Here is a 22,394-nt window from a genome sequence, read left to right on the forward strand (position 1 = left end):
ACAACAATATGACAAAAATCATCAAGACTGCCCTGTTGATGGGCGGCCTGCTGTGGCAATCCATGGGATTGGCCAGCGATACCGGCTGGCTTGTCAGCCCCCAGAATGATCACGCCAGGGTGCGGCTGCAAGCCGACACCCGCGATCCCGCCCAAACTCGCGTGCTGCTGAGCCTGGAGCTCGAATCCGGTTGGAAGACCTATTGGCAGAACCCGGGAGAGGGCGGCATCGCCCCTGAAATATTCTGGGATGACCCTCAACCCGCGCAGCAGTGGTACTGGCCCGTGCCGGAGCGATTTGACGTCAGCGGCATCTCGGCCCAGGGCTATCGACAAGCCGTCAGCCTCCCCATCAGCCTGACCCACAGCCGCCGCGAGGCGCTGACGGGCACACTGCGCCTTTCGACTTGCAGCAACGTCTGCATCCTGACCGACTACCCCTTTACCCTCGCAGTCGATGGCACTACGCCAGAAGGGTTCGACTTTGCCTACGCCCAGGCGATGAGCAAGCTGCCACAAGCCATGCCGGGCAGCGTCACCCTCAAGGCTGGTTATCAGCAAAACCAGCTGCAATTGACCGCCGACAACCCGCAAGGCTGGCAGGAACCGAAGATTTTCCTCCAGCGGCTGGAGGGCGCCGAATTTGGCAAACCCGAGCTGGAGGTGCAAGGCAACACCCTGATCGCCCGCATTCCGGTGAGCGATGGCTGGCAGGGCGATGCGCCCGACATCCGCGCCCAGCAACTCGGGTTTGTACTGGCCAACGGTGAACAAGCCTGGCAGAGCGAGCTCAGCATAGGTGACCCGCTGACCCTGCCGAGTCAGGGCCACTCGCTGTTCTGGCTGCTGGGCGCCGCCCTGCTGGGTGGCCTTATCCTCAATCTGATGCCCTGCGTGCTGCCGGTGCTGGCACTCAAGCTGGGGTCGGTATTGCAGCTAACAACCCGTGAGCGCCGCCCGGTTCGTCTGCAATTTCTGGCGGCCAGTGCTGGCATCCTGGTCTCTTTCTGGGCGCTGGCACTCATGAGCACACTGCTGCGCGCCACCCAGGGAGCGGTCGGTTGGGGTATCCAGTTCCAGAGCGTCTGGTTTATCGGCTTCATGGTGGTGGTCACCCTGCTGTTCTGCGCCAACCTGCTGGGGCTGTTCGAGTTAAGGCTGCCGAGCAACCTCACTACCCGCCTCGCCACCACGGGTGGCAACAGCCTGGGCGGTCACTTCCTGCAAGGGTGCTTTGCCACCCTGCTGGCCACACCCTGCTCGGCGCCCTTCCTCGGCACTGCGGTCGCCTTTGCGCTCGGGGCACCGCTCGGTCAGCTCTGGCTCATCTTCACCGCGCTTGGCCTTGGCATGAGCCTGCCCTGGCTGCTGATCGCCGCCTTCCCCCGTCTTGCACTCTGGCTGCCGAAACCGGGCCGCTGGATGGGGCGCCTGCGTATGCTGCTCGGTCTGATGATGCTGGGCTCCAGCCTCTGGCTGCTCAGTCTGCTCGGCAACCATGTCGGCCACTTCTGGATGCTGATCCTGATGGCGCTGATGCTGGCCACCCTGCTGCTGGCCGTCGTGTGGCGCCATGGCATGCGGGGTGTGACCCTGGGACTGGCCCTCACCTGTCTACTGGGTGGAGCCCTGCTGCTGGGCGGCGCCTTTACGATGGAAGGAAAACCCCAGCGAGATACCGTCAACTGGCAGCCCCTCTCGGAGCAAGCCATCCAGGACGCGCTGGCGCAGAACAAGCGGGTCTTTGTCGATGTCACCGCCGACTGGTGCATTACCTGTAAAGCCAACAAATTCAACGTGCTGCTGCGAGATGATGTGCAAAAAGCCCTGAGCGCCCCCGACGTGGTGGCCCTGCGCGGGGACTGGAGCCGCCCCTCTGCCAGCATCGCTGACTTCTTGCGCCAGCGTGGCAGCGTGGCCATTCCCTTCAACCAGATCTACGGGCCCGGCCTGCAGGGTGGCGAGATCCTCTCGCCCCTGCTGGACCGACCGACTCTGCTTGCCACCCTGGCGCAAGCAGGCATTGCCACTTCTCAAGGAGACACGAAATGAAACCGACCCTGTATACCCTGACCCTGCTGGCCTCCCTCTCTGCCGCCCTGCTGGCTCCGGCCCTGCACGCGGCCCCCTTCACCCCGGAACAGGAGGCGCGTATCAAGGAGCTCATTCGCGAGACTCTGGTGGCCAACCCCAAGATCCTCGACGAGGCAGCCGAATCCTGGGAGAAGCAGAATGCAGCGGCCCAACAGGCGCAGCTCGGCAACTTCATCAAGGGCAATCAGGATGTGCTGTTCAACAGCGCGACCAGCCCGCGCCTCGGTGCCAAGAACCCCAAGCTGACGCTGGTGCTGTTCACCGACTACAACTGCCCCTACTGCAAACAGTTCGATCCTCATCTGACCCAGCTGCTCAAGGCCCATCCGGACGATCTGGGGCTGGTGATCAAGCTGCTGCCGTTCAAGGGGCAGACCTCTGCCAAGGCGGCCCAGTACAGCCTGACGCTGTGGCAGCAAGATCCTGCCCGCTTCCTCACCCTGCACGACAAGCTGATGAGCAAGCAGGGAATGCTGACCGAGGCGGATATCAACAAGGCGCTGGCGGCCACCGGCAATACCGCGCTCAAGCCCGACGCCAAGGCCACCGAGGAGCTGCGCAACAGCCTTCGCATCGGCACGCTTCTGGGGGTGCAGGGCACACCGGCGACCCTTGTCGGCAACCAGCTGGTGTCGGGCGCCATCCCCTATGAGGAGCTGGAGCAAATCGTGCAAGCCGAACTGGCCAAACAGGGGTAAACCATGACAGAGACAATCGCCCCCCAACCCCGCTGGCGACGCTGGGGTAAAGAGGCACTCTGGCTGCTGCTGATGGCGCTGGTCATCTCGACGGCACTGGACTTCTGGCGCAGCCCGGCACTACCAGAAGACGGCCCGCTGCCCACCCTCATCCTGCAAGATGGCACCACCGCCGACCTGCAGGCCATGAGCCGGGACAAGCCGCTGCTGGTCTACTACTGGGCCAGCTGGTGCGGCGTCTGCCGCTTCACCACCCCGACTGTGGAGCAGCTCTGGCAAGAGGGTGAAAACGTGCTGACGGTCGCGCTGCGCTCTGGCAACTCTATCCAGTTGCAGCAAGGGATGACCAGGAAGGGGCTGACCTTTCCGACCTATAACGATGAACAGGGCAACCTCGCCGCCCGCTGGCGGGTGAGCGTCACTCCCAGCTTCCTCATCGTCAAGGACGGCAAGGTGGTCAGCACGACGACAGGCTGGAGTTCGGGACTGGGGCTCAAAATGCGCCTGGCATGGGCCCGCTTTAGCTGAATCGACCCGACTGGCGACAACGCTGGCGCCCTGTCCCTTGGGAAAAGGGCGCCAAACATTATCGAGATAGCCGTGACTTTTGCCCAAGCGAGCGGGACAACGCCCGCCGCCGCATCAGCGCTCAAGTTCACATGCTTATAAAAGAACAGGAGTGGTAATGAAATCCCTCATCACATGTTTGCTGTCGACCCGAAGCGGTCGCTATTTCTGGCCGCTGGCACTGATCCGGATCTCCTTTGGTCTGTTTTTCTTTGCATCTGGCCTGAATAAATTGATTCAACCCGCTAACCAAGAGGCCATGTTGCATACCATGATCGCAGCAGGTCTCCCCTACCCGGCCTTGATGGCAATCTTGGTTGCGACCTGTGAAACCCTGTTTGGCGTGCTGCTGACTCTCGGTCTGTTAACCCGGTTGTCTGCGCTGGCACTGCTGGTCATCAACACGGTTGCCCTGGTGACCATAGGTCTGCACCAGATCCCCGCCAACGTGACCGGGCTCGAATGGTATAGCTGGCTGCTCTATCTGCCCGAGTCTGTCTATATATTGCTGTGCATCTTGCTGGTGGTGCAGGGTTGTGGCCCCTGGGGGATCGACCGCCCGCTGGGCCGCAAGCTGGCAGCGCCGGGGCATTGACCGCGACTGACGGAGTCACCCGGTTCACATGACCCAACGCCCGGCCTGCCGGGCGTTTTTTAACCTTCATCACACATCTCACTCCCTCTTCTTGCCAAAATGGCAGCGATCGGAACTTAACTCGCATTAGCAACTTGCTTGCCATATCGCCTCCTATTCATGGCGGAGTTGGCCTGTTTCCGTTAAAATGACGGGTTTTTGCCGTGCCTGGTTTCTTACGCTCCACCATCAGGCACCCGCAGTGTGAATCCGATGATGCCAGTGATGCAGGATCTGCCATGAACAACTACTTTCGGGTGCTGGGCGTCAAGTCCAATGCCAACGAAAATGACATCAAAAAAGCCTATCGCCGGCTGTCGAACCAGTACCACCCAGACAAGCTGTTGGGAGCGAGCGAAGAAGAGCGAGAGCTGGCAGCCATCAAGCTGCACCAGGTAAAGCAGGCCTATGAAGTGCTGTCAGACCCGAAACAGCGGGCCGCCTTTATCAAAGATTTCAACAACGTTATCGTGACCGATCCCGCTGCTGCCATGCAGGAGATGTGGGATCAGTTCTACCCCTGATGCCAACGCAAGAAAGAAGAGCCACTATGCAAAAAAAATGGGATCAGGCGCGCATCAAAGCGCTGATGAGTGATGCCAGCGAAAACATCGAATCCTACCGGGATCAGGATCAGCCCAAGGCACTGGAGCAGTTCACCAGCCAGATGAAGACCCTGCTGCTGGCCGACATGAGCATGCTGGAGTTCATGCCGGAATACTTGCCGCTGGCCCTCTATGGCCGGGTGCAGTTTCCGGCCAAGGCCAAGCCCGAGTGGAACAAATGGCTCACCAGCGGCGTACAACCCTCATGGGACGAGTTCAAGGTGTCGGTGGCGTTCAATAATGCCGACCTGCCGCTGGTGAAAGCGGTGCGGGCCCAGAGCGAAGATCAGCTGATCGAAGCCTGCGCCGTGCTGTTCCAGCTCTGCCATCCAAAAGAGAGCCCGCAGCCGCGCGGTGGCCGCCGTGCCGATGACGACTACGAGCTTAGCGACGACGATGACGACGGGGAAAACGCTGACGCCGACTATAACGGTGATGGTGACGACGACGGCGATCAAGACATGTACGACGAAGTACGTTTCTAACTTGAGGCACAGCATGCACAGTCTGATAGAAATTACCGCCATCGAGATCAAAGAGCTGGCCGTGATCGAGCCGAAGCAGGCCAGCGAAAAATTTGAGCTGATCGCCAAGACCATGTCCGACGATCAATTGGCCGAAGTCATTGAACAGATTGATATTGTCACCCTGACCCAGATCAACGGCCAGCACGACATGTCATTCCCGTCGATCATCTCCGAGCTGATGACCCCGGAGCGGATCCGCGACATCGTCTGCCAGCAGCCCCTCTACTGGGAAGAGGCGATCAAGAACAACGCCGAAGAGCTGCAGCAGCACACCTTCGACTTCCTCAACTACCTGATCCGCACCCAGGAGAGCGACGCCAAGCAGGCGGAGATCCTGGAGTGCATCGCCGAGGATCCGGCCGGTCTCTTCTACCTCGCCATCCCCTTTATCGAGTTCTATCGCGGTGAGCGCTTCGACGATGAAGAGGGCTATCAGGATCCGCTGCACGCCGAAGAGGAAGATCTGGAAGAGGCGCTCTCCTACAGCGACCGCCAGCAGAGCGAAAATGCCCACGACTACCCGCTGGATGACCCGCGCAGCCTGTTGATGCTGATCCGCGAGCTGACCCCCGAGGTGGAAAAATCGATCAAGGCACTGCTGCGCAATGAGCACTCCAGCTGGGAAGGGATCATCAGCAAGTTCGCCAGCGAGCTGGTGATGCAGGCCAAAGAGAAGAACGAGGCCTCCGACGAGTACGCCGAAGTCGACGACATGTTCAGCTTCCTGGATTGAGGAACCCCGTCATGCAACTAGTCATACGCGATGTCAATCAGGGCCCCTTTCTCTCTCAGGTGCTGCGCTTTGGCCGCGAGAGCGAACACTTGAGCGATCAGCAGCTGGGCCAGATCAAGGGCAAGGCGATGCTGATGAGCCTCAAATTCGCCGACAAGTACTACAACAAGTACAAGATGCATCTGCTGGAACAGGCCGCCCACGACGTCATCGGTGTGGTGAGCCTGGGCCTGCTGGAGCTGTCGCAGCGGGACCTTGCCCGGGCACTGGCCCTGCTGCAGGCGCCGGAGGGGCCCATCAAGCCGTTCCAGAAGGGTTGGTCCATGCTGATCTCGGTCAGCGCCAAGCAGCCCGGTAGCAACAGCCTCTATGGCGACGTGGACGCGCGGCTCTTGGACAAGATCTCCAGCCCGCCGGATGTGGAAGAGTGGCAAGGCTGGCAGGAGTACGAGAAGGCGCTGGCCGAACATAACAAGGCCCGCCTGATGAGCCTGATCGATCAGCACTTCTTCGCCTGCGAGAACGACCACCCCACCATGGAGGACAAGCTGGCCGAGGCCCTGCTCTACCGCATCCTCTGCGGCAATGGCAGCGGCGCCGCCAAATTGAAGGTGAAGCAGGATCTCAAGCGCAAACTGGCGCGGGAGATTGAGCTCAATGAAGAGTGGTACGACACCGACTATCTGGCCGCCCAGCTGGAGCGGCTGCTGGCAGAGCTGCCGGGCGAGCTGATCGCCGGTCTGCGTCAGGAGCTCAGCAAGGGGTTTATCCCCAACCTGCTGCATACCCTCGGCTTTGTGCGCCAGTACCAGCAGCTGCAACAAGAGAACGCCTCGCCGGAGAAGCTCGACAACATCGAAATGCGCGCCGGTCTCAAGCACCCGCTGCTCGGCTGGCCGCTCTACCACGACTTCTAGGGGCTTTCGCCGCCCATTCAGTCGCACCACAACGCCCGGCTTGCCGGGCGTTGTTATATCCGGCGATGAGCCCCCCCCACTACACACGCCGTTACTTAAATATTCGGTGATTTGGTCACCAACCATAAACGTGTGAGTAACTGATATAGAAAGAGTGGTTGAATAATCGTCAGCGCTATGGTCAACCAAGCCAATATAGTCATGTTACCAAGGTGACCATCAACATTAGTTAACATCATCGAAGAAACTACGGCAGCCAAGCCACTGAATATATGTTGGAAAACATTCTGCAATGACATGAATCCCGCTCTTTCCCAAGGCGCGGCCACTTGACTGTTCACAGCAGCAACGGTGATCGTCCGTGTCGACGTAACCACCATGAATAACGTGAAAATCACTATGGTCGGCAACCGGGGTTCACGCAAGAAGCCGTCCCAAACAACGGCAATCGTCAATACCCCCATCAAAACCGTCACTCTCATTGCGCCAAAACGGTCAATAAAATATCCACCAAACTGCATCGCAAGCAAGCTAAAAATACCGCCCATGAGATAGTAATGACTCATATCACCACGCGGTACATCAAGGTTGAATTGAAAATAAGCTGCAATATTTGGCACAATAAGAAAGGTACTGAAAATTGCCAATCCAATTGCCATAAACGCATTCCACACCACAGGTCGTTTCAACATTTGAATGGATGAAAAAACCTTCTGGCTCCGTCCCAAGTGGGCAGTCATCCCGGGCAGCCTTATATATACCGCCACGCAAACACACAACCCCAAACCACCAACGACATAGAAAGGTGCACTCCATCCTTTTAACATGGCCAGCTCCAATCCCAAGGGGACACCGGCAATCGCTGACAACGAGAAAGCCCCCATCACTATAGCCATCGCTCGACCACGTTGCTGTAGTGGCGTGGCATCCACAACGATCGCCAGAGCGATGGATGTTGCCGGACCTGCAAACACACCGGCCAGCAAGCGGGTAAAGAACAAACTTTCCATATTCCATGCTAACGCGCACGCCCAGGTGGATAGCGCGATGCCCAACAATGAGATCAGTGCAACATGTTTTCTATCAAATCGATCGAGATATCTGGCACACAGTAATGATGATAATGCGGCTGCCAATGCATACCCACTCCCTAAATACCCTATATAGGTTGAACTTATATTTAGCGCACGAGATAAATCCGGCCCAAGAGGCATAATCATCATGAAATCAAGAGCACTGACAAATTGAATCAATGCGGCTAGCCAGACGGCGTTAATATCCATAGGCGAACTATTAACGTGAGTTGTATCATCCACATTATTTTTATCTAACATCATAGTGTTTACTCTCAATCTTTAGAGGTAAACAGTATATCCACTATCACAATTTAATTTTATCCGTTAAAATGGCACAGATTGTTATCATATTAGGGATAATCAATGCGTACAGGCATGGAATTGAATGCGCTGAGAATTTTCATTGCAGTGGTTGAAAATAGCAGTTTTGTCGGGGCATCTAAAACCCTTCAAATACCCACGTCAAATGTGAGCCGCAGTATCTCTCAATTGGAAGAAGCCTTGGACCTTCAACTGATTGAACGCACTACCCGCCATATGAAGCTCACACAGGCAGGGCAACTGCTCTATACCCGAGTAAAGCCATTACTGGAGTCACTGGAGCAAACCGAGGCTGAACTGACATCACAGCAGATTCAGCTGAAAGGGCCATTACGCATCTGCATCCCCAATGAAGCCGGGCCAAAACTGCTCGGTACAGCCATCGCTGACTTTGCCTGTCAACATCCCGAGATAAAAATCAGCTGTATTACCAACCTGTCCGGACTTGAATCATTAAGAGAGGATTTGGACATGGCAATCATCATTCACAGAGGCAAGATGGATGATTGCGATTACATAGCCAACCATCTGACCACCATTCCCTGCACTGTTGTTGGCTCCCCCTCATTGATCCAGAAGTGGGGTCTTCCCAACCACACGTCACAACTAAAAGATCTCCCCTGTATCACTACGGTGAGCGCCCTGAAAGGGATGCCTTGGCAATTTACTCGCACAAACAGTGAATTTTCCACCATACAGGTGAATGAACACTACCGGGTCAACAGTGGCGAACTGGCGTTAAAAGCAGCAATAGCCGGTGTAGGATTTGCCATTCTTGCCAAAGTCGCTTGCCAAGAGTTTATTGATGATGGCAGCTTGATTGAAATTGAACTTGAGTTACCCGCCGCCCCATTGCAGTTGTTTGCTGTTTATGCAAACCGTCAATATCTACCGGCAAAAACGCGCGTATTTATTGAGTTCGTACGGCAAAATATTATGAATTATCAGTAGCTAAAACCAGTAAAGTCTCAACAGAACAGGCTGACCTTTCAAGATATCAAAAGGTACGCCCCAGTTTTTATCGTTCGAGAACGTCTGATTACGCTCCGCTAGTCGGATCTACGGCCCCCTCACCCTAGCCCTCTCCCAAAGGGAGAGGGAACAAATCAATGCCAACCTCAGGCCGTGGTCGGGCGACAACTAGGACACCCACCTTTTGGACAGGCCATCACGAGGTCAATTACTCGACACTTCATAGACGTGGCTGCAGCAACAATATCTCTACTCTGCCTCCTGTTTAGGAAGTACGAGTAAAAAACAGGCTCAGCGGCGCTATGACAAGCGGGGACGTGGTGAAGGTGAGGAACAGCAGGCTGTCTAGTCGCTAGGCTGGTAACAACGCAGCTGACCACAATGCAGGGCAAACTGTTTGCGATGCTGATGATCACCTACCGCTCTGATGCCCTGCCGCCGGAACAAAGTCACCTGTCGAAGCCAGACGGTTTTATCAAGTCCTAGTCGTTCCATAATGGGAGTAAGATGAACCGGGATGTAGCCGCGCTTGTCTGCCCTGATTGCTCGCCCTGTCCAATCGACCAGCATCAGATAATCGGTGAAGGCATAGGGCAAGCAGCCGGACTTCTCCTTATCGGTAAACGGTAGCAATAGCGGGGGTAAGGCTTCAGATAGGGGCGCGTTATCAAGGCGTTGTTTGATACTTGTGTAGTCACTCTGCTCTGGTCGATCGGCAAGGGCCGCCCGCACCGGATTGAGATCTACATAAGTCATGCAAGCCAGCAAAGCTGATTCGGTGAGCAGCGCCTGACTTTTAAAGCGCCCTTCCCAGAAATGGCCCTTGCAGCCATCTTCCAGATTGGCCTGGCGAGCCAGAGTTTCATTGAGCAGCCGCACAAACCAGCTGATGGAGTAAAGCCGCTCGCGCCACTGCCCTATCAGTTGTTTAACCACTGCAATCTCAGGTTCAATCAGGGATTCCCCCTGATACCAGCGCCGCACCAACAGTGGCCATTGGAACAATGCAGCCCAACGCTCGGCCACCTCCCGTTCACTCCAGTTGGCGGCAGTATCGGGCTCAACCTTGAGCACCAGGTGGTAATGGTTGCTCATCACTGCATAGGCGCAGATACCGATGGCAAACAGCCTCGACAGCTGGCCCAGCTTGTCGACCACCCACTGGCGCCGATGTTCGTAGCTCTGACCAGAATGGATGTCTTCACCACACAAGAAAGCCCGCCGCACACAGCGACTGACCACGTGGTAGTAAGGCGTATCCTGCAAACTGATTTGACGTGAACGGGCAATGGTCATGGCGCATCCCTCGACAGTAACTCCTCAAGCCAAGTACAGGATTACGCCGCTGTCAAAAAGGTGGGTGTCCTAGTTCTGGCTGTCCTAGTTCTGGCTGGTGTCCTAGTTCTGGCTACTGCTTATGATGGTCAACACCGTATACGACTAAGAGATGGCTAGACATTATAAATTTAGTCCTCCAATTTTCTCTCAGTCAGTTGGACATAACTGATTTACACTTCGCAACATCAGGGCTTCATACCGGCCACATCTTAATGTACACTGTTCATTAAATTTGTAATAATTTCTGACGGCCATTCTTTTTTATTCTTCGATATGCTACGAGGTAACAATGATAAAATTAAAAAAAGTTAAGATTGATGGTTTTAAAACAATAGCAAGAAGCGTTGAAGTTATTTTTTCAGATCATCAAAGTTCTATTATTTATGGTAACAATGGTTCAGGGAAGACTACTTTCCTAAAAATATTAAATGCAATATTCACAAGAAATGAAGCTGTATTGTTATCTGAGGAAGTTAACTCAGTTGCCATAGAGTATAATATCGATGGCATCATTAAAAAAATATTAATCCAAAAGGTTGAACATATATTTGAAGAGACCCGGAGAGTAATGTCACATGGGATTGAGTCAATTAAAAAAGAATTGTTGCAAGAGCAAAACTATAGCTGGAATGAGTATATAAACTCTGAATTATATAAAAGTAAATCTCTTTTTCTTGGTGTTGACAGGGGTAGCCAATCCCAACGGCTAAATGTAAGCCCCAAAGTATTAATGATGCTCATTTCAAAAAATATTAAAATCAGGGAAGCTTTCAGAAGTAACTTTGAAATGCATGAGTTTTGTGCTGAACTGGCTTATTCCTTGCGCAATAGAACTAACTCTTCATATTCGACAACCAAGTCAATTGAGTTCGATGAAGATCATATCTTTTTGAAAGAAATAAACATGAACAATGTCGAGGAAACTTTATTAAGCAGATACAGGAATGCACGAAGGAATGCGGCAAGACAGGTGCAAACAGCATTGTTTGACACCTTGGCATTAGCAATAACTGAACAGGATATAAAAAATAGCAACGATGAAGAATACAACATATATTCTGCGCTTATTTTTAAGAATAGAGAACTTATAATAGAAGCTCTTGATGATAATTTAGAAAACAGTTTTAAAGACACTATTGTTGATAAACTAAAAAAAATAAAGTCAGAAGATGATATAAAGAACCTAAAGAGCAATCCATTGCTAGTAAAATTGCTAGTTAAAATGTCCAGTCAATTAAAAGATAGTGAGCAGGAGTTATCTGCAGTTAATACTGTTATTGAACGTTTTAACTACTTCACCGGTGATGATAAACAATTAGATTTCACGAAAAATCAGATTATGGTAAAAGTTAAGGGGGGAGAGCACTCTATTAATGAGCTATCAAGTGGTGAACGACATATATTAACACTTTTTACCCTCCTACTCGATCAGGGGCGACAAAGAGATTTTATAATAATTGATGAGCCTGAAATATCATTGAATAGTAAATGGCAAGAGGCCCTATTACCGACATTGGAAGAGCTACTCCCCAATAGTCAAATAATTGTTGCATCTCACAGCCCCATAATTGTTAAATCCATTGATAATTTGGCAGAATTAGAGGTAACGGTTAGATGAGCACTGAGAATATGAAGATTTCATTATCCTCAGCAATCACTAATGCCGTCATGAATAAAAAGCCGTTAGTAATTGTTGAAGGTAAAGATGACCTAGGGATTTATTGTGAGTTAATTAACGGCATCGATGAGCATTTTAATATAAAGCCCATAGAATATTTTAAAGATTGTTCTCCAGGTTGCAAGGAAATAGAAAGGCAAATAACTGAAATAAACTCAATCTATCCGACAGGACATAAGGCATATTCATTTTTTAAAGGTATTGTAGATAGAGACACCAAATATTTTAGAGGCGAACTACTTGCTCGAGATGGAATATTATACCTAGATTCCTACTCATTTGAGAGTGAATTTGTAAGTGAAAGCTCTATTATTGACACGGTTAAACTATTAACTGCTGCCTCACATGAACAACTAAATATAAAGCTGTCACAAAAATTACTGGATTTGATAAATGAACAGTTCACAGATTTCTATTACATAGCTTTAGAAGCATTGAAGAATTCTGTCATAGATGGATATCAGGGGCTAGTAGGTTTTTCAGATGGTTATGAACAAATGTTAAACGACCCTAATATGAAGGAAGCCCTGAAGAACAAAAGGACTGACTTAGATATATTTGCATCCTCTATGAATATAGCTCCTAATGGCATTATAAGCATGAAGAGTTACTGTAAAGGAAAGTGGCACCTAAGATATTTTCTATCCTCAGTCCAGAATTTAATTTCAGGTATACATGCTTATTGCGGGAGTGACTTATCATCATGCCCCTACTGTGAGGTAGGTGAACATCAAAAATGTCTTTATAAGCCAGCAATAAAAATTAATATTGAACACGTAATTAAAACCGTTAAAAGCAACTTAAATAACGCCAACCTTGATTATATAAAATTTGAAATTGGTAAAATGAAATCATAGATCAATGGCGTATTATACTTAGTAATTACTTGAACACGATAAAAAAGGGAACGATTAACCGTTCCCTTTTATTAATTACCCTTCCTGATTTTCCTCCGCGACCGGCTCGGCACCGGCGGCGGGTTCTATCTCGATACGATCTACTCGCTGTAAACCGCGGGGCAACTTGGCGCCGCGGCGGCCGCGCTCGCCGCGGTAGTAGTCGAGATCGGCAGGTTTGAGAGTCAGCTTGCGCTTGCCAGCAAACAGGGTGACATATTGCCCCTGCGGGATAATGGCGGCCATCACCATAAACTCTTCCCGCGCCTTGACCCGTGCCGACGGAATGCTGATCAGCTTGTTGCCCTTGCCCTTGCCAAGTACCGGCAGGGTGTTGAGCGGGAACAACAGCATGCGCCCCTCGTTGGAGATGGCCATGCAGAGATCGGTCTCTGGCGAGCCAATCTTCTGGGGTGCCATCACCTGACCCCCTTCCGGCACTGTGAGCAGCGCCTTGCCGTTCTTGTTCTTGCCGATGAGGTCGTCATAGGTGCAGACAAAGCCGTAACCGGCATCGCTCGCGATCAGATACGGCTCGCCTTCATTGCCCATCACCAGATGGCGCACCTCTTCCCCCGCCCCCAACGCAAAGCGGCCGGTGAGCGGCTCGCCCTGACTGCGGGCAGATGGCAGTGTGTGGGCTTCCAGTGCATAGGTGCGCCCCAGGGTGGAGAGGAACACAGCCTGCTGGTTACTGCGGCCACAGGCATGGGCCAGATAGTTATCCCCCGCCTTGTAGGAGAGCCCCGCCACATCGACGTCGTGGCCCTTGGCGGCCCGCACCCAACCTTTATCGGAGAGGATGACGGTGACCGGCTCGCTCGGGGTCAGCTCTTTTTCAGTCAGGGCTACCGCGCTGGCGCGCTCCACCAGCGGGGTGCGGCGATCGTCGCCGTACTTCTCGGCATCCGCCAGCAGCTCTTTCTTGAGCAGGGTATTGAGGCGGCGCTCCGAGCCCAGGATCAGTTGCAGCTTGTCCCGTTCTATCGCCAGTTCATCCTGCTCGGCGCGCAGCTTGAACTCTTCGAGCTTGGCCAGATGGCGCAGTTTGATCTCGAGGATAGCCTCGGCTTGGGTTTCGCTGATATTGAAGCGCTCCACCATCACCTTGCCCGGCTCATCCTCGGTACGGATGATCTCAATCACCTCGTCGATATTGAGGTAGGCCACCAGCAAGCCTTCGAGGATGTGCAGGCGAGCCAGCACCTTGTCGAGGCGATACTGCAAGCGACGACGCACCGTCTCGCGGCGGAAGATGATCCACTCGGAGAGGATCATCTTGAGGGTCTTCACCTGCGGCCGGTTGTCGAGGCCGAGGATGTTGAGGTTGACCCGGTAGTTCTTCTCCAGATCCGTGGTGGCGAACAGGTGGGCCATCAGCCCCTCCACATCCACCCGGTTGGAGCGGGGCACGATCACCAGACGGGTCGGGTTCTCGTGGTCCGATTCATCGCGCAGGTCGGTGACCATGGGCAGCTTCTTGGCCACCATCTGGGCGGCGATCTGCTCCATGATCTTGGCGCCGGAAGCCTGATGGGGCAGCGCCGTGATGACGATGTCACCATCCTCCTCGTTCCACACTGCTCGCTGCTTGATGGAGCCCTTGCCGGTCTCGTAGATTTTGCGGATGTCATCGCGCGGGGTGATGATCTCGGCGCTGGTCGGGTAGTCCGGCCCCTGAATGTGCGCCATCAGCGCATCCAGCCCGGCATCGGGGTTATCGAGCAGCTCGGCACAGGCGTAGGCCACTTCCCGCGCGTTGTGGGGCGGAATGTCGGTCGCCATGCCCACGGCGATGCCGGTAATGCCGTTGAGCAGTATGTGCGGCAGGCGGGCGGGCAGCACCACGGGTTCTTTCATGGTGCCGTCGAAGTTCGGCGTCCACTCCACAGTTCCTTGGCCCAATTCGGAGAGCAGCAGCTCGGAGAAGCGCGACAACCGCGCCTCGGTATAACGCATGGCGGCGAAGGATTTGGGATCGTCCGGCGCCCCCCAGTTGCCCTGACCGTCCACCAGCGGGTAACGGTAAGAGAAGGGCTGGGCCATCAGCACCATGGCTTCATAACAGGCGCTGTCGCCGTGGGGGTGGTATTTACCCAGCACGTCACCCACGGTACGGGCGGATTTCTTGTGCTTGGAGAGGGCAGAGAGCCCCAGCTCGCTCATGGCGTAGATGATGCGCCGCTGCACCGGTTTGAGACCATCGCCGATATGCGGCAAGGCCCGATCCATGATGACGTACATGGAGTAGTTCAAGTAAGCCTGTTCGGTAAAGGTGCGCATTGGCTGGCGCTCTACCCCGTCCAGACTGAGCTCGATAGCATCACTCATGTGATTTTCTCTTTCGGTTCGGGAGCCGCCACAGGGCGACTCCGGCTAAATGCTTGCTGGCCCGCACAGGGCCAGCCGACGGCTTAGATGATGGCGAGATTACCCTTCTCTTCCAGCCACTCACGACGATCGCCGGAGCGTTTCTTGGCCAGCAGCATGTCCATCAGTTGCAGGGTCTCGTCCCCCTCCTCCATCTCGCCCATGGTGAGCTGCACCAGACGGCGGGTGTTGGGATCCATGGTGGTTTCCCGCAGCTGTTTCGGGTTCATCTCACCCAGCCCCTTGAATCGGGTCACCATCACCTTGCCTTTCTTCTTCTCGGCCTCGACCCGCTGCAGCACGCCGTTCTTCTCGTCCTCGTCGAGGGCGTAGAACACCTCCTTGCCGATGTCGATCCGGTAGAGCGGCGGCATAGCCACATAGACGTGGCCCTTGTTGACCAGGGTGCGGAAGTGCCTCACGAACAGGGCGCAGAGCAGGGTGGCGATATGCAGACCGTCCGAGTCCGCATCCGCGAGGATGCACACCTTGCCGTAGCGCAGGCCGCTGAGATCCTCGGAGTCGGGATCCAGGCCGATGGCCACCGAGATATCGTGCACCTCTTGGGAGGCGAGCACCTGACCGGCCTCCACTTCCCAGGTGTTCAGGATCTTGCCGCGCAGCGGCATGATGGCCTGAAATTCGCGATCCCGCGCCTGCTTGGCGCTGCCGCCCGCGGAGTCACCCTCCACCAGGAACAATTCTCCCTGCATGGGGTCAGCGCAGTTGCAGTCGGTGAGCTTGCCGGGCAGCGCCGGGCCCTGGGTTATCTTCTTGCGCACCACCGTCTTGGCGGCGCGCAGCCGGCGCTGGGCGCTACTGATACAGATCTCGGCGATCTGCTCCGCCAGCTCGGTGTTGCTGTTGAGGAACAGGCTGAAGGCATCCTTCACCACCCCCGACACGAAGGCCGAGCTCTGGCGCGATGACAGCCGCTCCTTGGTCTGACCGGCGAACTGGGGATCCTGCATCTTGATGGAGAGGATGTAGGCGCAGCGATCCCAGATATCTTCCGGGGTCAGCTTGACCCCGCGCGGCAACAGGTTGCGGAACTCGCAGAACTCGCGCATGGCGTCGAGCAGCCCCTGACGCAGGCCATTGACGTGAGTACCGCCCTGGGGCGTCGGGATCAGGTTCACATAGGATTCGGCGAGGCACTCGCCCCCTTCCGGCAACCAGCAGAGTGCCCAGTCCACGGCGGACTGTTCGGTGCTGAAGGCGCCGACGAAGGGCTGCTCCGGCAGGCAGGTGAACTGCTTGACCGCATCGACCAGATAATCCTTGAGGCCATCTTCGTAGCACCACTCCAGCTTGATGCCGGTGTTCTTGTCGAGGAACTTGATGGTGAGGCCGGGGCAGAGCACGGCCTTGGCCTTGAGCAGGTGCTCCAGCTTGGTAACCGAGAAGCGGGGCGAGTCGAAATAGCTCGCCTGCGGCCAGAAGCGCACCCGGGTGCCGGTGTTGCGGCGGCCACAGGTACCGGTAATGGTCAGCTCCTGCACCTTGTCGCCGCGCTCGAAGGCGATGTCATAGACCTGGCCGTCGCGACGCACCGTCACCTCGACCCGATCGGAGAGGGCGTTCACCACCGAAATACCCACCCCGTGCAGACCGCCGGAGAACTGGTAGTTCTTGTTGGAGAACTTGCCCCCCGCGTGCAGCTTGCAGAGGATCAGCTCCACGCCGGATACCCCCTCCTCCGGGTGAATGTCGACCGGCATGCCGCGGCCGTCATCGATCACCTCGAGGGACTGGTCTTCATACAGGGTCACCTCCAGGGTACGGGCGTGGCCCGCTAGCGCTTCGTCGACGCTGTTGTCGATGACCTCCTGGCCGAGGTGATTGGGCCGGGTGGTGTCGGTATACATGCCGGGGCGACGACGCACCGGTTCAAGGCCATTGAGGACCTCAATGGCATCCGCATTGTATTGAGTGGACATGGAGGGCCTTGCGAATTGACGTTTGGGGAGAATCTTAACTGCTACGCGGGGGCAGAACAAACTCCCCGCGCCGAAAGCTTGATCTGAAGGGCCAAGCTTGACTCAACGGCCGACTCTCGGGTCGGCCCATATCTTCTTATTCACGATCCGCGGGATGGTTGATCCCGTCGCGCAGCGGCGCCTCATCCAGCTCAAACGGGTTGACCCCCTCAAGGCAGGCGAGGTTGTAGCCATACTCGGCCGGGTTGGATCGACGTTGATGATGGGTATAGATGCCGCAGATGCTGCAGAAGTAGTGTTTCGCGGTACGGGTGTTGAACTGGTAGCAGCGCAGCGCCGCCTCCCCCTGCAAGATCTGGATCCCTGAGAGCGGCACCGAGGCCACGATGGCACCGCGTCGTCGGCAGAGAGAGCAGTCGCAGCGGCGCGGATCCACCACGCCATCCGGCAGGGTAAGCGCCAGCACCACGGCCCCGCAGTGACAGCTGGCCTTGTGCTTTTCCTCAATCACTGTGTTGCCGATGAGCTTGATCATGTCACCTTCTTGCCTTGTGTATAAGGTGCCTTTGCTACAACCCCAGAAAGCGAACGATCTGGGCGGGGTAGCGTTCAAACGCGACAAAAGCGTGGTTGCCACCGCACTCCAGCGACAGGCGGGCAAAGCGGTATTCATCCAGCGCCTTGCGATAGTCGAGCACCTCATCCTCCTGCTGTTGCAGGATCCAGAGCCGCTCGGGGGCCGTCACCGGCACTGCCAACGCCCGCAGCTCGCCCATATGTGCCGGCAGCAGCTCGTACTGCTCATCGGTATAGGGATTGGTCTGAGGGCCCAGGTAGTCGCACAACAACTCGTGAGGGCGCACCGCCGGGTTGATCAGGGCCGCGCGACAGCCATACAACTCGCTCACCCGGGTGGCCATAAAGCCGCCGAGGGAGCTGCCCACGGCACCAAGCTTGAGGCGGTCACCGTGGCGGGCGATGGCCTCTTCAACGGTCTGCGCTATGGCGGCCCAAGCCGCCGCCGGCGTATTGGGCTGGGCCGGAATAATGAGCTCGATGTCGGGTCTGTATTGCGCCACCCAGGCAGCCATCTGCTGCGCCTTGGCAGAGCCGGGGGAAGAGTTGAAACCGTGCAGATAAAGCAAAACGGAGGTCATGGACGCGGCTTCCTCAATAACCGGTGGCATCGGGGTCGGGCACAAACTGCCCCACCGGCAGACGCCACACCTGGCTCGCTACCCGGCCATCCGGATGCAGGGTGAGATAGCGCCAGCCCGGACCTGATTCGTCCAGCGCAAAGCCATCGCTGAGCGGCTTGAACTGAATGCAGGTGGAGGGGCTGGCAATCAGCCGCACTCCGCGATGCATCTCGTCAAATTCCTGATGGACATGGCCAAACAAGATGGTTTTCTGCTGGGGATGACGAGCCAGCACGGCGAACAGATCGTCGGCGTTCTTGAGATTGTGCTGATCCAGCCAGGCGCAACCCACAGGCACGGCCTGATGGTGCAAGGCTATCAGGACATGACGCTCGGGGTGCTGGCGCAGGGCCTGGTCGAGCGCCGCCAGCTGATGATCGCCGAGTACGCCGTGAGGTTTGCCGCGTACCTGGGTATCCAGCAGTATCACCTGCCAGTAATCCCCCACCAGCTGCTTGGCCTCGCTGATCCCGGCCGCATGCAGGTATTCGGTCATCAGGGGGCCGTCGTCATGGTTGCCGGGCAGCCAGTAGATGGGGCGCGCCAGCTTTGCCATCATGCTGGCAAAGCGCTGGTAGGATTCCGGACTGTGATCCTGCGACAGATCACCGGTCGCCAGGATCAGATCAAACGGATGATCATTGGCCTGCACCCGCTCCAGCACGGCAGCCAGGCTCTCTGCGGTGCGTATAGCCAATAGCCGCCCCTCGGCACTCGCGAAGAGGTGGGTGTCGGTAATTTGTAACAGGCGCACACTGCCGTCCTGCGCCTGGGGTAGCTCTGTTTCCAAAATCACGCTTCTTATAAGTTCAACTAGAGGATATTTATCTGGCTGGCACCATGTCTGAGACAAAATCTTAGCCAATCGGCCAGGAACAGATTTACCTGCTCCTTTTCATCCCGCTGGTGCATTTTTTTATTGGGATAATCATAACGTGGTTGCAACCTCGAAATCTGTTGCGCCGCACACACTTCCGCCATCCGCACGTCATGATACAAACGAATCTCGATGCGAGCCTGCAAGTAGCTCGGCAACTCCGGGTTGTGCTGGGCCAGGATCACCTGACTGGTGAAGCGGCTCTCCTCGCTGACGGTGAGCTGGAACTGCAGGCCATTGCCCACCTGATAGCGGCGTTCGGCCCCGACTGTGCCACCGGGTGGCAACAGTTTCATCAAGGCCATGTAGTTCACCTCGCAGGTACGCTGCAGGGACATTAAGTCAGGTACATAGCGTTTCATCGGGCTCTGGACTAACGGCATCTCACAGCTCCATCAATCAACACCCGTGAGTAGTTCACCTCACAGGTACGCTGCAGGGACATCAAATCAGGCACATAGCGTTTCATCGGGCTCTGGACTAAGGGCATCTCACAGCTCCATCAATCAACACCCGTGAGTAGTTCACCTCGCAGGTACGCTGCAGGGACATCAAATCGGGCACATAGCGCCTGGCCTGGGTGTGAACGAGCGCCACCTTTAGCGCCCCGCCAGCCAGCGCGCCCGCAGCTCGCCGTGATTGAGGGCCAGCCACTGCAAGGCAATGACGGAGGCCGCGTTGTCGATGCGCCCCTCTTTGAGCCAGGCATAGGCCTGCTCGCGGCTCACCACGTGCACCCGGATATCCTCACCCTCTTCCGCCAGACCGTGGATCCCCTCGGCCTTGCTGGCATCCACCTCGCCCACATAGACCTCGATGCGCTCTGTGCTGCCACCCGGGCTCACCAGATAGCTGATGGCATGCTCGCAGCGACCCACTTCGATCCCAGCCTCTTCCACCGCCTCGCGACGCACCACGGCTTCGGCGGTTTCTCCTTCATCTATGATGCCGGCCACCAGCTCCAGCAGCCAGGGCGTGGGGCTGGTCTCGATGGCGCCGATGCGGAACTGCTCCACCAGCACTATCTGGTCGCGCACAGGATCATAGGGCAGCAGGGCGCTGGCATGGCCGCGCTCGAACAGCTCGCGCACTATGGGTTCATTCCAGCCCCCCGCAAATAACCTGTGCTGCAGGCGATAGACGTTTACTTTGAAGAAGCCGTTATATCCCGATGATTTATCGATAATTTTTACATCATCGGCAGAATAGTGACGGGTTTGGGGCAAGGCTTGCTGCGACATACGAGACTCCCGCCAGCTTGACTTGGCTCGGTTTGACCATAAAATCCGAGAACATGAATGAACATTCATTCACTCGTTCCCGACGGAGATGAGGCATGGATTTTAGCAGCCACAGGGTATTTGGCTAGGCACGAGGGGGAGAAAACTCCCCCTCGTGCCTGACGTTCTTGTCGCTGGAAAAGAGCCAGTTATCATAAAATTTTGCTTATAGTGGAGCGATTAAGCTGAAATCAAGCTTGGTCAGTGACAATAACCCTCCTTCATCCAGCGACAGCTTTGGGTTAATACATAAGGTTAAAACGATCAATGAAAAGAACACTCTTGTCAGCCATGGTGTTGCTGGGCGTCAGCGCCGGCGTCCATGCCGAAAACCTGCTCGATATTTACCAACAGGCCCAGATCAAGGACACCCAGCTGCAGGAATCCAAGGCCAGGCGTGACCAAGCCTTCGAGAAAATCAACGAATCCCGTGCCACTCTGCTTCCACAGGTCGATCTGGAAGCAGGTCTGAGCCACCTGCAAAACAAAGGTGATACCCTGACCGGTTCGACTGCCAACGGAAAAGTTGCGCTAACGCAATCTCTCTATCGTCGCAGCAACTGGATCAACCTGGATATCACCGAGAAGAGCGCCACCCAGTCCGACGTGGCCTACAACCTCGAAGCCCAGAACCTGATGCTGCGCACCTCCCAAGCCTATTTCGACGTGCTCAAGGCGATGGACATCCTGGAGTTCGTTCGCGCCAACAAGGCTGCTGTGGAACGCCAGCTGGAACAGACCCAGCAGCGCTTCGAAGTGGGCCTGACCGCCATCACGGACGTGCATGAGGCCGAGGCCGAGCGCGACAAGGCACTGGCCGACGAGATCAATGCCGAAAATACCCTGGACAACAGCTACGAGAGCCTGCGTGAACTGACCGGCATCGATCACCGCAACCTGGCTGTGCTCAACACCGAGCGATTCAGCCCGCAGAAGACCGCTTTTGGCTCCGAAAAGTGGCTGGAGCTGGCACTGGACAAGAATCTGCAACTGCACAACGCGCGTATCGCCAAGGACATTGCCAAGGAGCAGATCGACCTGAAGAAGACCGGTCATGAGCCGACCCTGGATCTGGATGCCGGTCTGAAGACCAGCTATACCGATTACAAAGACGAGATCCGCAACCCCGATAGCAATGCCAATCAGTCCAACATTGGCCTGACCTTCAAGCTGCCTATCTACAGCGGTGGCGCCACCAGCTCCAAAGTGAAGCAGGCCCAGTACGACTACGTGGCTGCCAGCGAGCAGCTGGAGAAGAACTTCCGCTCGGTACAGAGCACTGTGCGCTCCTCTTACAACAACGTGAACGCCAGCATCGGCTCGGTACGCGCCTACAGCCAGTCCGTGGTTTCTGCCGACAGCGCCCTGAAAGCGACTGAAGCCGGTTACGAAGTGGGTACCCGCACCATAGTCGACGTGCTGGACTCCACCCGTAAGCTGTACGATGCCAAGCAGAAGCTCTCTGCCGCTCGTTACAGCTACATCCTCAACATCCTGAGCCTGAAACAGGCTGCCGGCGTGCTGGAAGAGAAAGATCTGGTGGAAGTGAACCAGGGCTTGATGCCTGCCACGGCAAAAACCAAAACCAACGCCTGATAGCCGCTATCGGGAATGAAGAAGGCGACCACAGGGTCGCCTTTTTGTTATCCGGATTGCTGCCGAGCTGAACGTGC

Annotated in this window: 21 protein-coding genes; 12 read left to right on the forward strand and 9 right to left on the reverse strand. The window is 55.6% G+C overall.

Annotated features, from left to right (window positions below):
• The first annotated feature begins 8 nt into the window (after positions 1–8).
• The 8 genes from WJM78_RS18060 to atcC all read left to right on the forward strand — a co-directional run bounded on the left by WJM78_RS18060 (position 9) and on the right by atcC (position 6,774).
• Positions 9–2,051, forward strand: coding sequence for a protein-disulfide reductase DsbD family protein (locus WJM78_RS18060; protein WP_339010863.1), 2,043 nt, complete (start codon positions 9–11; stop codon positions 2,049–2,051).
• A complete protein-coding gene (locus tag WJM78_RS18065) occupies positions 2,048–2,791 on the forward strand; it encodes a DsbA family protein (protein WP_275931229.1) in 744 nt (247 codons plus the stop codon). Before WJM78_RS18060 ends, WJM78_RS18065 begins: the two co-directional genes overlap by 4 nt.
• 3 nt (positions 2,792–2,794) lie before the next feature.
• Complete coding sequence (locus tag WJM78_RS18070; RefSeq protein ID WP_339010864.1) at positions 2,795–3,319, forward strand: protein disulfide oxidoreductase; 525 nt, start codon at positions 2,795–2,797, stop codon at positions 3,317–3,319.
• A gap of 157 nt (positions 3,320–3,476) precedes the next feature.
• Positions 3,477–3,953: a DoxX family protein gene (locus WJM78_RS18075; RefSeq protein ID WP_339010865.1), complete on the forward strand. Its 477-nt coding sequence runs from the start codon at positions 3,477–3,479 to the stop codon at positions 3,951–3,953.
• 278 nt (positions 3,954–4,231) lie between these two features.
• Positions 4,232–4,516, forward strand: a complete 285-nt coding sequence (locus WJM78_RS18080; RefSeq protein ID WP_033135738.1) for a J domain-containing protein — start codon at positions 4,232–4,234, stop codon at positions 4,514–4,516.
• A 26-nt stretch (positions 4,517–4,542) separates the two neighbouring features.
• Positions 4,543–5,082 (forward strand): cold adaptation protein AtcA, encoded by a 540-nt coding sequence (gene atcA, locus WJM78_RS18085; RefSeq protein WP_275931227.1) that lies wholly within the window; start codon positions 4,543–4,545, stop codon positions 5,080–5,082.
• 13 nt (positions 5,083–5,095) lie between these two features.
• The gene (atcB, locus tag WJM78_RS18090; protein WP_339010866.1) at positions 5,096–5,857 is read left to right on the forward strand and encodes a cold adaptation protein AtcB; all 762 of its coding nucleotides are present in this window, start codon (positions 5,096–5,098) and stop codon (positions 5,855–5,857) included.
• Between the two features lie 11 nt (positions 5,858–5,868).
• Entirely contained in the window at positions 5,869–6,774 is a 906-nt protein-coding gene (atcC, locus tag WJM78_RS18095) for a cold adaptation protein AtcC (RefSeq protein ID WP_108536814.1), read from the forward strand.
• A 95-nt stretch (positions 6,775–6,869) separates the two neighbouring features.
• Here atcC and WJM78_RS18100 read toward each other — a convergent pair whose 3' ends face one another.
• Positions 6,870–8,126, reverse strand: a complete 1,257-nt coding sequence (locus WJM78_RS18100; RefSeq protein ID WP_422388422.1) for an MFS transporter — start codon at positions 8,124–8,126, stop codon at positions 6,870–6,872.
• A gap of 87 nt (positions 8,127–8,213) precedes the next feature.
• Here WJM78_RS18100 and WJM78_RS18105 point away from each other — a divergent pair, with 87 nt between their 5' ends.
• On the forward strand, positions 8,214–9,122 hold the full coding sequence (locus tag WJM78_RS18105) for a LysR family transcriptional regulator (RefSeq protein WP_339010868.1): 909 nt from the start codon (positions 8,214–8,216) through the stop codon (positions 9,120–9,122).
• A gap of 366 nt (positions 9,123–9,488) precedes the next feature.
• On the opposite strand, the gene WJM78_RS18110 is transcribed toward WJM78_RS18105, so the two are convergent.
• Positions 9,489–10,439: a transposase gene (locus tag WJM78_RS18110; RefSeq protein ID WP_339010869.1), complete on the reverse strand. Its 951-nt coding sequence runs from the start codon at positions 10,437–10,439 to the stop codon at positions 9,489–9,491.
• Positions 10,440–10,770: 331 nt separating this feature from the next.
• On the opposite strand from WJM78_RS18110, the gene WJM78_RS18115 reads away from it, so the two are divergent.
• Positions 10,771–12,099 carry an AAA family ATPase gene (locus WJM78_RS18115; protein ID WP_339010870.1) on the forward strand — a complete coding sequence of 443 codons (1,329 nt, stop codon included), beginning with the start codon at positions 10,771–10,773 and terminating at the stop codon, positions 12,097–12,099.
• Complete coding sequence (locus WJM78_RS18120; protein ID WP_339010871.1) at positions 12,096–13,016, forward strand: DUF4435 domain-containing protein; 921 nt, start codon at positions 12,096–12,098, stop codon at positions 13,014–13,016. The genes WJM78_RS18115 and WJM78_RS18120 overlap by 4 nt, the downstream gene beginning before the upstream one ends.
• A gap of 75 nt (positions 13,017–13,091) precedes the next feature.
• Here the strand turns inward: WJM78_RS18120 and parC are convergent, their stop codons facing one another.
• The 7 genes from parC to nudF all read right to left on the reverse strand — a co-directional run bounded on the left by parC (position 13,092) and on the right by nudF (position 20,682).
• A complete protein-coding gene (parC, locus tag WJM78_RS18125) occupies positions 13,092–15,386 on the reverse strand; it encodes a DNA topoisomerase IV subunit A (RefSeq protein WP_339010872.1) in 2,295 nt (764 codons plus the stop codon).
• 83 nt (positions 15,387–15,469) lie between these two features.
• On the reverse strand, positions 15,470–17,365 hold the full coding sequence (gene parE, locus WJM78_RS18130; protein WP_339010873.1) for a DNA topoisomerase IV subunit B: 1,896 nt from the start codon (positions 17,363–17,365) through the stop codon (positions 15,470–15,472).
• Between the two features lie 136 nt (positions 17,366–17,501).
• Positions 17,502–17,900: a GFA family protein gene (locus WJM78_RS18135; RefSeq protein ID WP_339010874.1), complete on the reverse strand. Its 399-nt coding sequence runs from the start codon at positions 17,898–17,900 to the stop codon at positions 17,502–17,504.
• A 34-nt stretch (positions 17,901–17,934) separates the two neighbouring features.
• Positions 17,935–18,522 carry a YqiA/YcfP family alpha/beta fold hydrolase gene (locus WJM78_RS18140; protein ID WP_339010875.1) on the reverse strand — a complete coding sequence of 196 codons (588 nt, stop codon included), beginning with the start codon at positions 18,520–18,522 and terminating at the stop codon, positions 17,935–17,937.
• A 13-nt stretch (positions 18,523–18,535) separates the two neighbouring features.
• Positions 18,536–19,354 carry a 3',5'-cyclic-AMP phosphodiesterase gene (cpdA, locus tag WJM78_RS18145; protein WP_339010876.1) on the reverse strand — a complete coding sequence of 273 codons (819 nt, stop codon included), beginning with the start codon at positions 19,352–19,354 and terminating at the stop codon, positions 18,536–18,538.
• A gap of 23 nt (positions 19,355–19,377) precedes the next feature.
• Positions 19,378–19,824, reverse strand: a complete 447-nt coding sequence (locus WJM78_RS18150; protein ID WP_339010877.1) for a DUF1249 domain-containing protein — start codon at positions 19,822–19,824, stop codon at positions 19,378–19,380.
• Positions 19,825–20,040: 216 nt separating this feature from the next.
• Positions 20,041–20,682, reverse strand: a complete 642-nt coding sequence (gene nudF, locus WJM78_RS18155; protein ID WP_339010878.1) for an ADP-ribose diphosphatase — start codon at positions 20,680–20,682, stop codon at positions 20,041–20,043.
• A gap of 306 nt (positions 20,683–20,988) precedes the next feature.
• Here nudF and tolC point away from each other — a divergent pair, with 306 nt between their 5' ends.
• Positions 20,989–22,317 (forward strand): outer membrane channel protein TolC, encoded by a 1,329-nt coding sequence (gene tolC / locus WJM78_RS18160; protein WP_212514837.1) that lies wholly within the window; start codon positions 20,989–20,991, stop codon positions 22,315–22,317.
• The last annotated feature ends 77 nt before the right edge of the window (positions 22,318–22,394 follow it).

It is taken from the genome of Aeromonas popoffii (genome assembly GCF_037818705.1).
Classification (GTDB): Bacteria; Pseudomonadota; Gammaproteobacteria; order Enterobacterales; family Aeromonadaceae; genus Aeromonas; species Aeromonas popoffii.

Coding starts and splice junctions, on each gene's coding strand:
- WJM78_RS18105 (WP_339010868.1), top strand. CDS start 8,214: ATGCGTACAGGCATGGAATTGAATGCGCTGAGAATTTTCATTGCAGTG.
- WJM78_RS18110 (WP_339010869.1), bottom strand. CDS start 10,439: ATGACCATTGCCCGTTCACGTCAAATCAGTTTGCAGGATACGCCTTAC.
- atcA (WP_275931227.1), top strand. CDS start 4,543: ATGCAAAAAAAATGGGATCAGGCGCGCATCAAAGCGCTGATGAGTGAT.
- WJM78_RS18060 (WP_339010863.1), top strand. CDS start 9: ATGACAAAAATCATCAAGACTGCCCTGTTGATGGGCGGCCTGCTGTGG.
- WJM78_RS18150 (WP_339010877.1), bottom strand. CDS start 19,824: ATGCCGTTAGTCCAGAGCCCGATGAAACGCTATGTACCTGACTTAATG.
- WJM78_RS18075 (WP_339010865.1), top strand. CDS start 3,477: ATGAAATCCCTCATCACATGTTTGCTGTCGACCCGAAGCGGTCGCTAT.
- WJM78_RS18080 (WP_033135738.1), top strand. CDS start 4,232: ATGAACAACTACTTTCGGGTGCTGGGCGTCAAGTCCAATGCCAACGAA.
- WJM78_RS18065 (WP_275931229.1), top strand. CDS start 2,048: ATGAAACCGACCCTGTATACCCTGACCCTGCTGGCCTCCCTCTCTGCC.
- WJM78_RS18140 (WP_339010875.1), bottom strand. CDS start 18,522: ATGACCTCCGTTTTGCTTTATCTGCACGGTTTCAACTCTTCCCCCGGC.
- parE (WP_339010873.1), bottom strand. CDS start 17,365: ATGTCCACTCAATACAATGCGGATGCCATTGAGGTCCTCAATGGCCTT.
- WJM78_RS18120 (WP_339010871.1), top strand. CDS start 12,096: ATGAGCACTGAGAATATGAAGATTTCATTATCCTCAGCAATCACTAAT.
- WJM78_RS18115 (WP_339010870.1), top strand. CDS start 10,771: ATGATAAAATTAAAAAAAGTTAAGATTGATGGTTTTAAAACAATAGCA.
- atcC (WP_108536814.1), top strand. CDS start 5,869: ATGCAACTAGTCATACGCGATGTCAATCAGGGCCCCTTTCTCTCTCAG.
- atcB (WP_339010866.1), top strand. CDS start 5,096: ATGCACAGTCTGATAGAAATTACCGCCATCGAGATCAAAGAGCTGGCC.
- tolC (WP_212514837.1), top strand. CDS start 20,989: ATGAAAAGAACACTCTTGTCAGCCATGGTGTTGCTGGGCGTCAGCGCC.
- nudF (WP_339010878.1), bottom strand. CDS start 20,682: ATGTCGCAGCAAGCCTTGCCCCAAACCCGTCACTATTCTGCCGATGAT.
- WJM78_RS18070 (WP_339010864.1), top strand. CDS start 2,795: ATGACAGAGACAATCGCCCCCCAACCCCGCTGGCGACGCTGGGGTAAA.
- WJM78_RS18135 (WP_339010874.1), bottom strand. CDS start 17,900: ATGATCAAGCTCATCGGCAACACAGTGATTGAGGAAAAGCACAAGGCC.
- parC (WP_339010872.1), bottom strand. CDS start 15,386: ATGAGTGATGCTATCGAGCTCAGTCTGGACGGGGTAGAGCGCCAGCCA.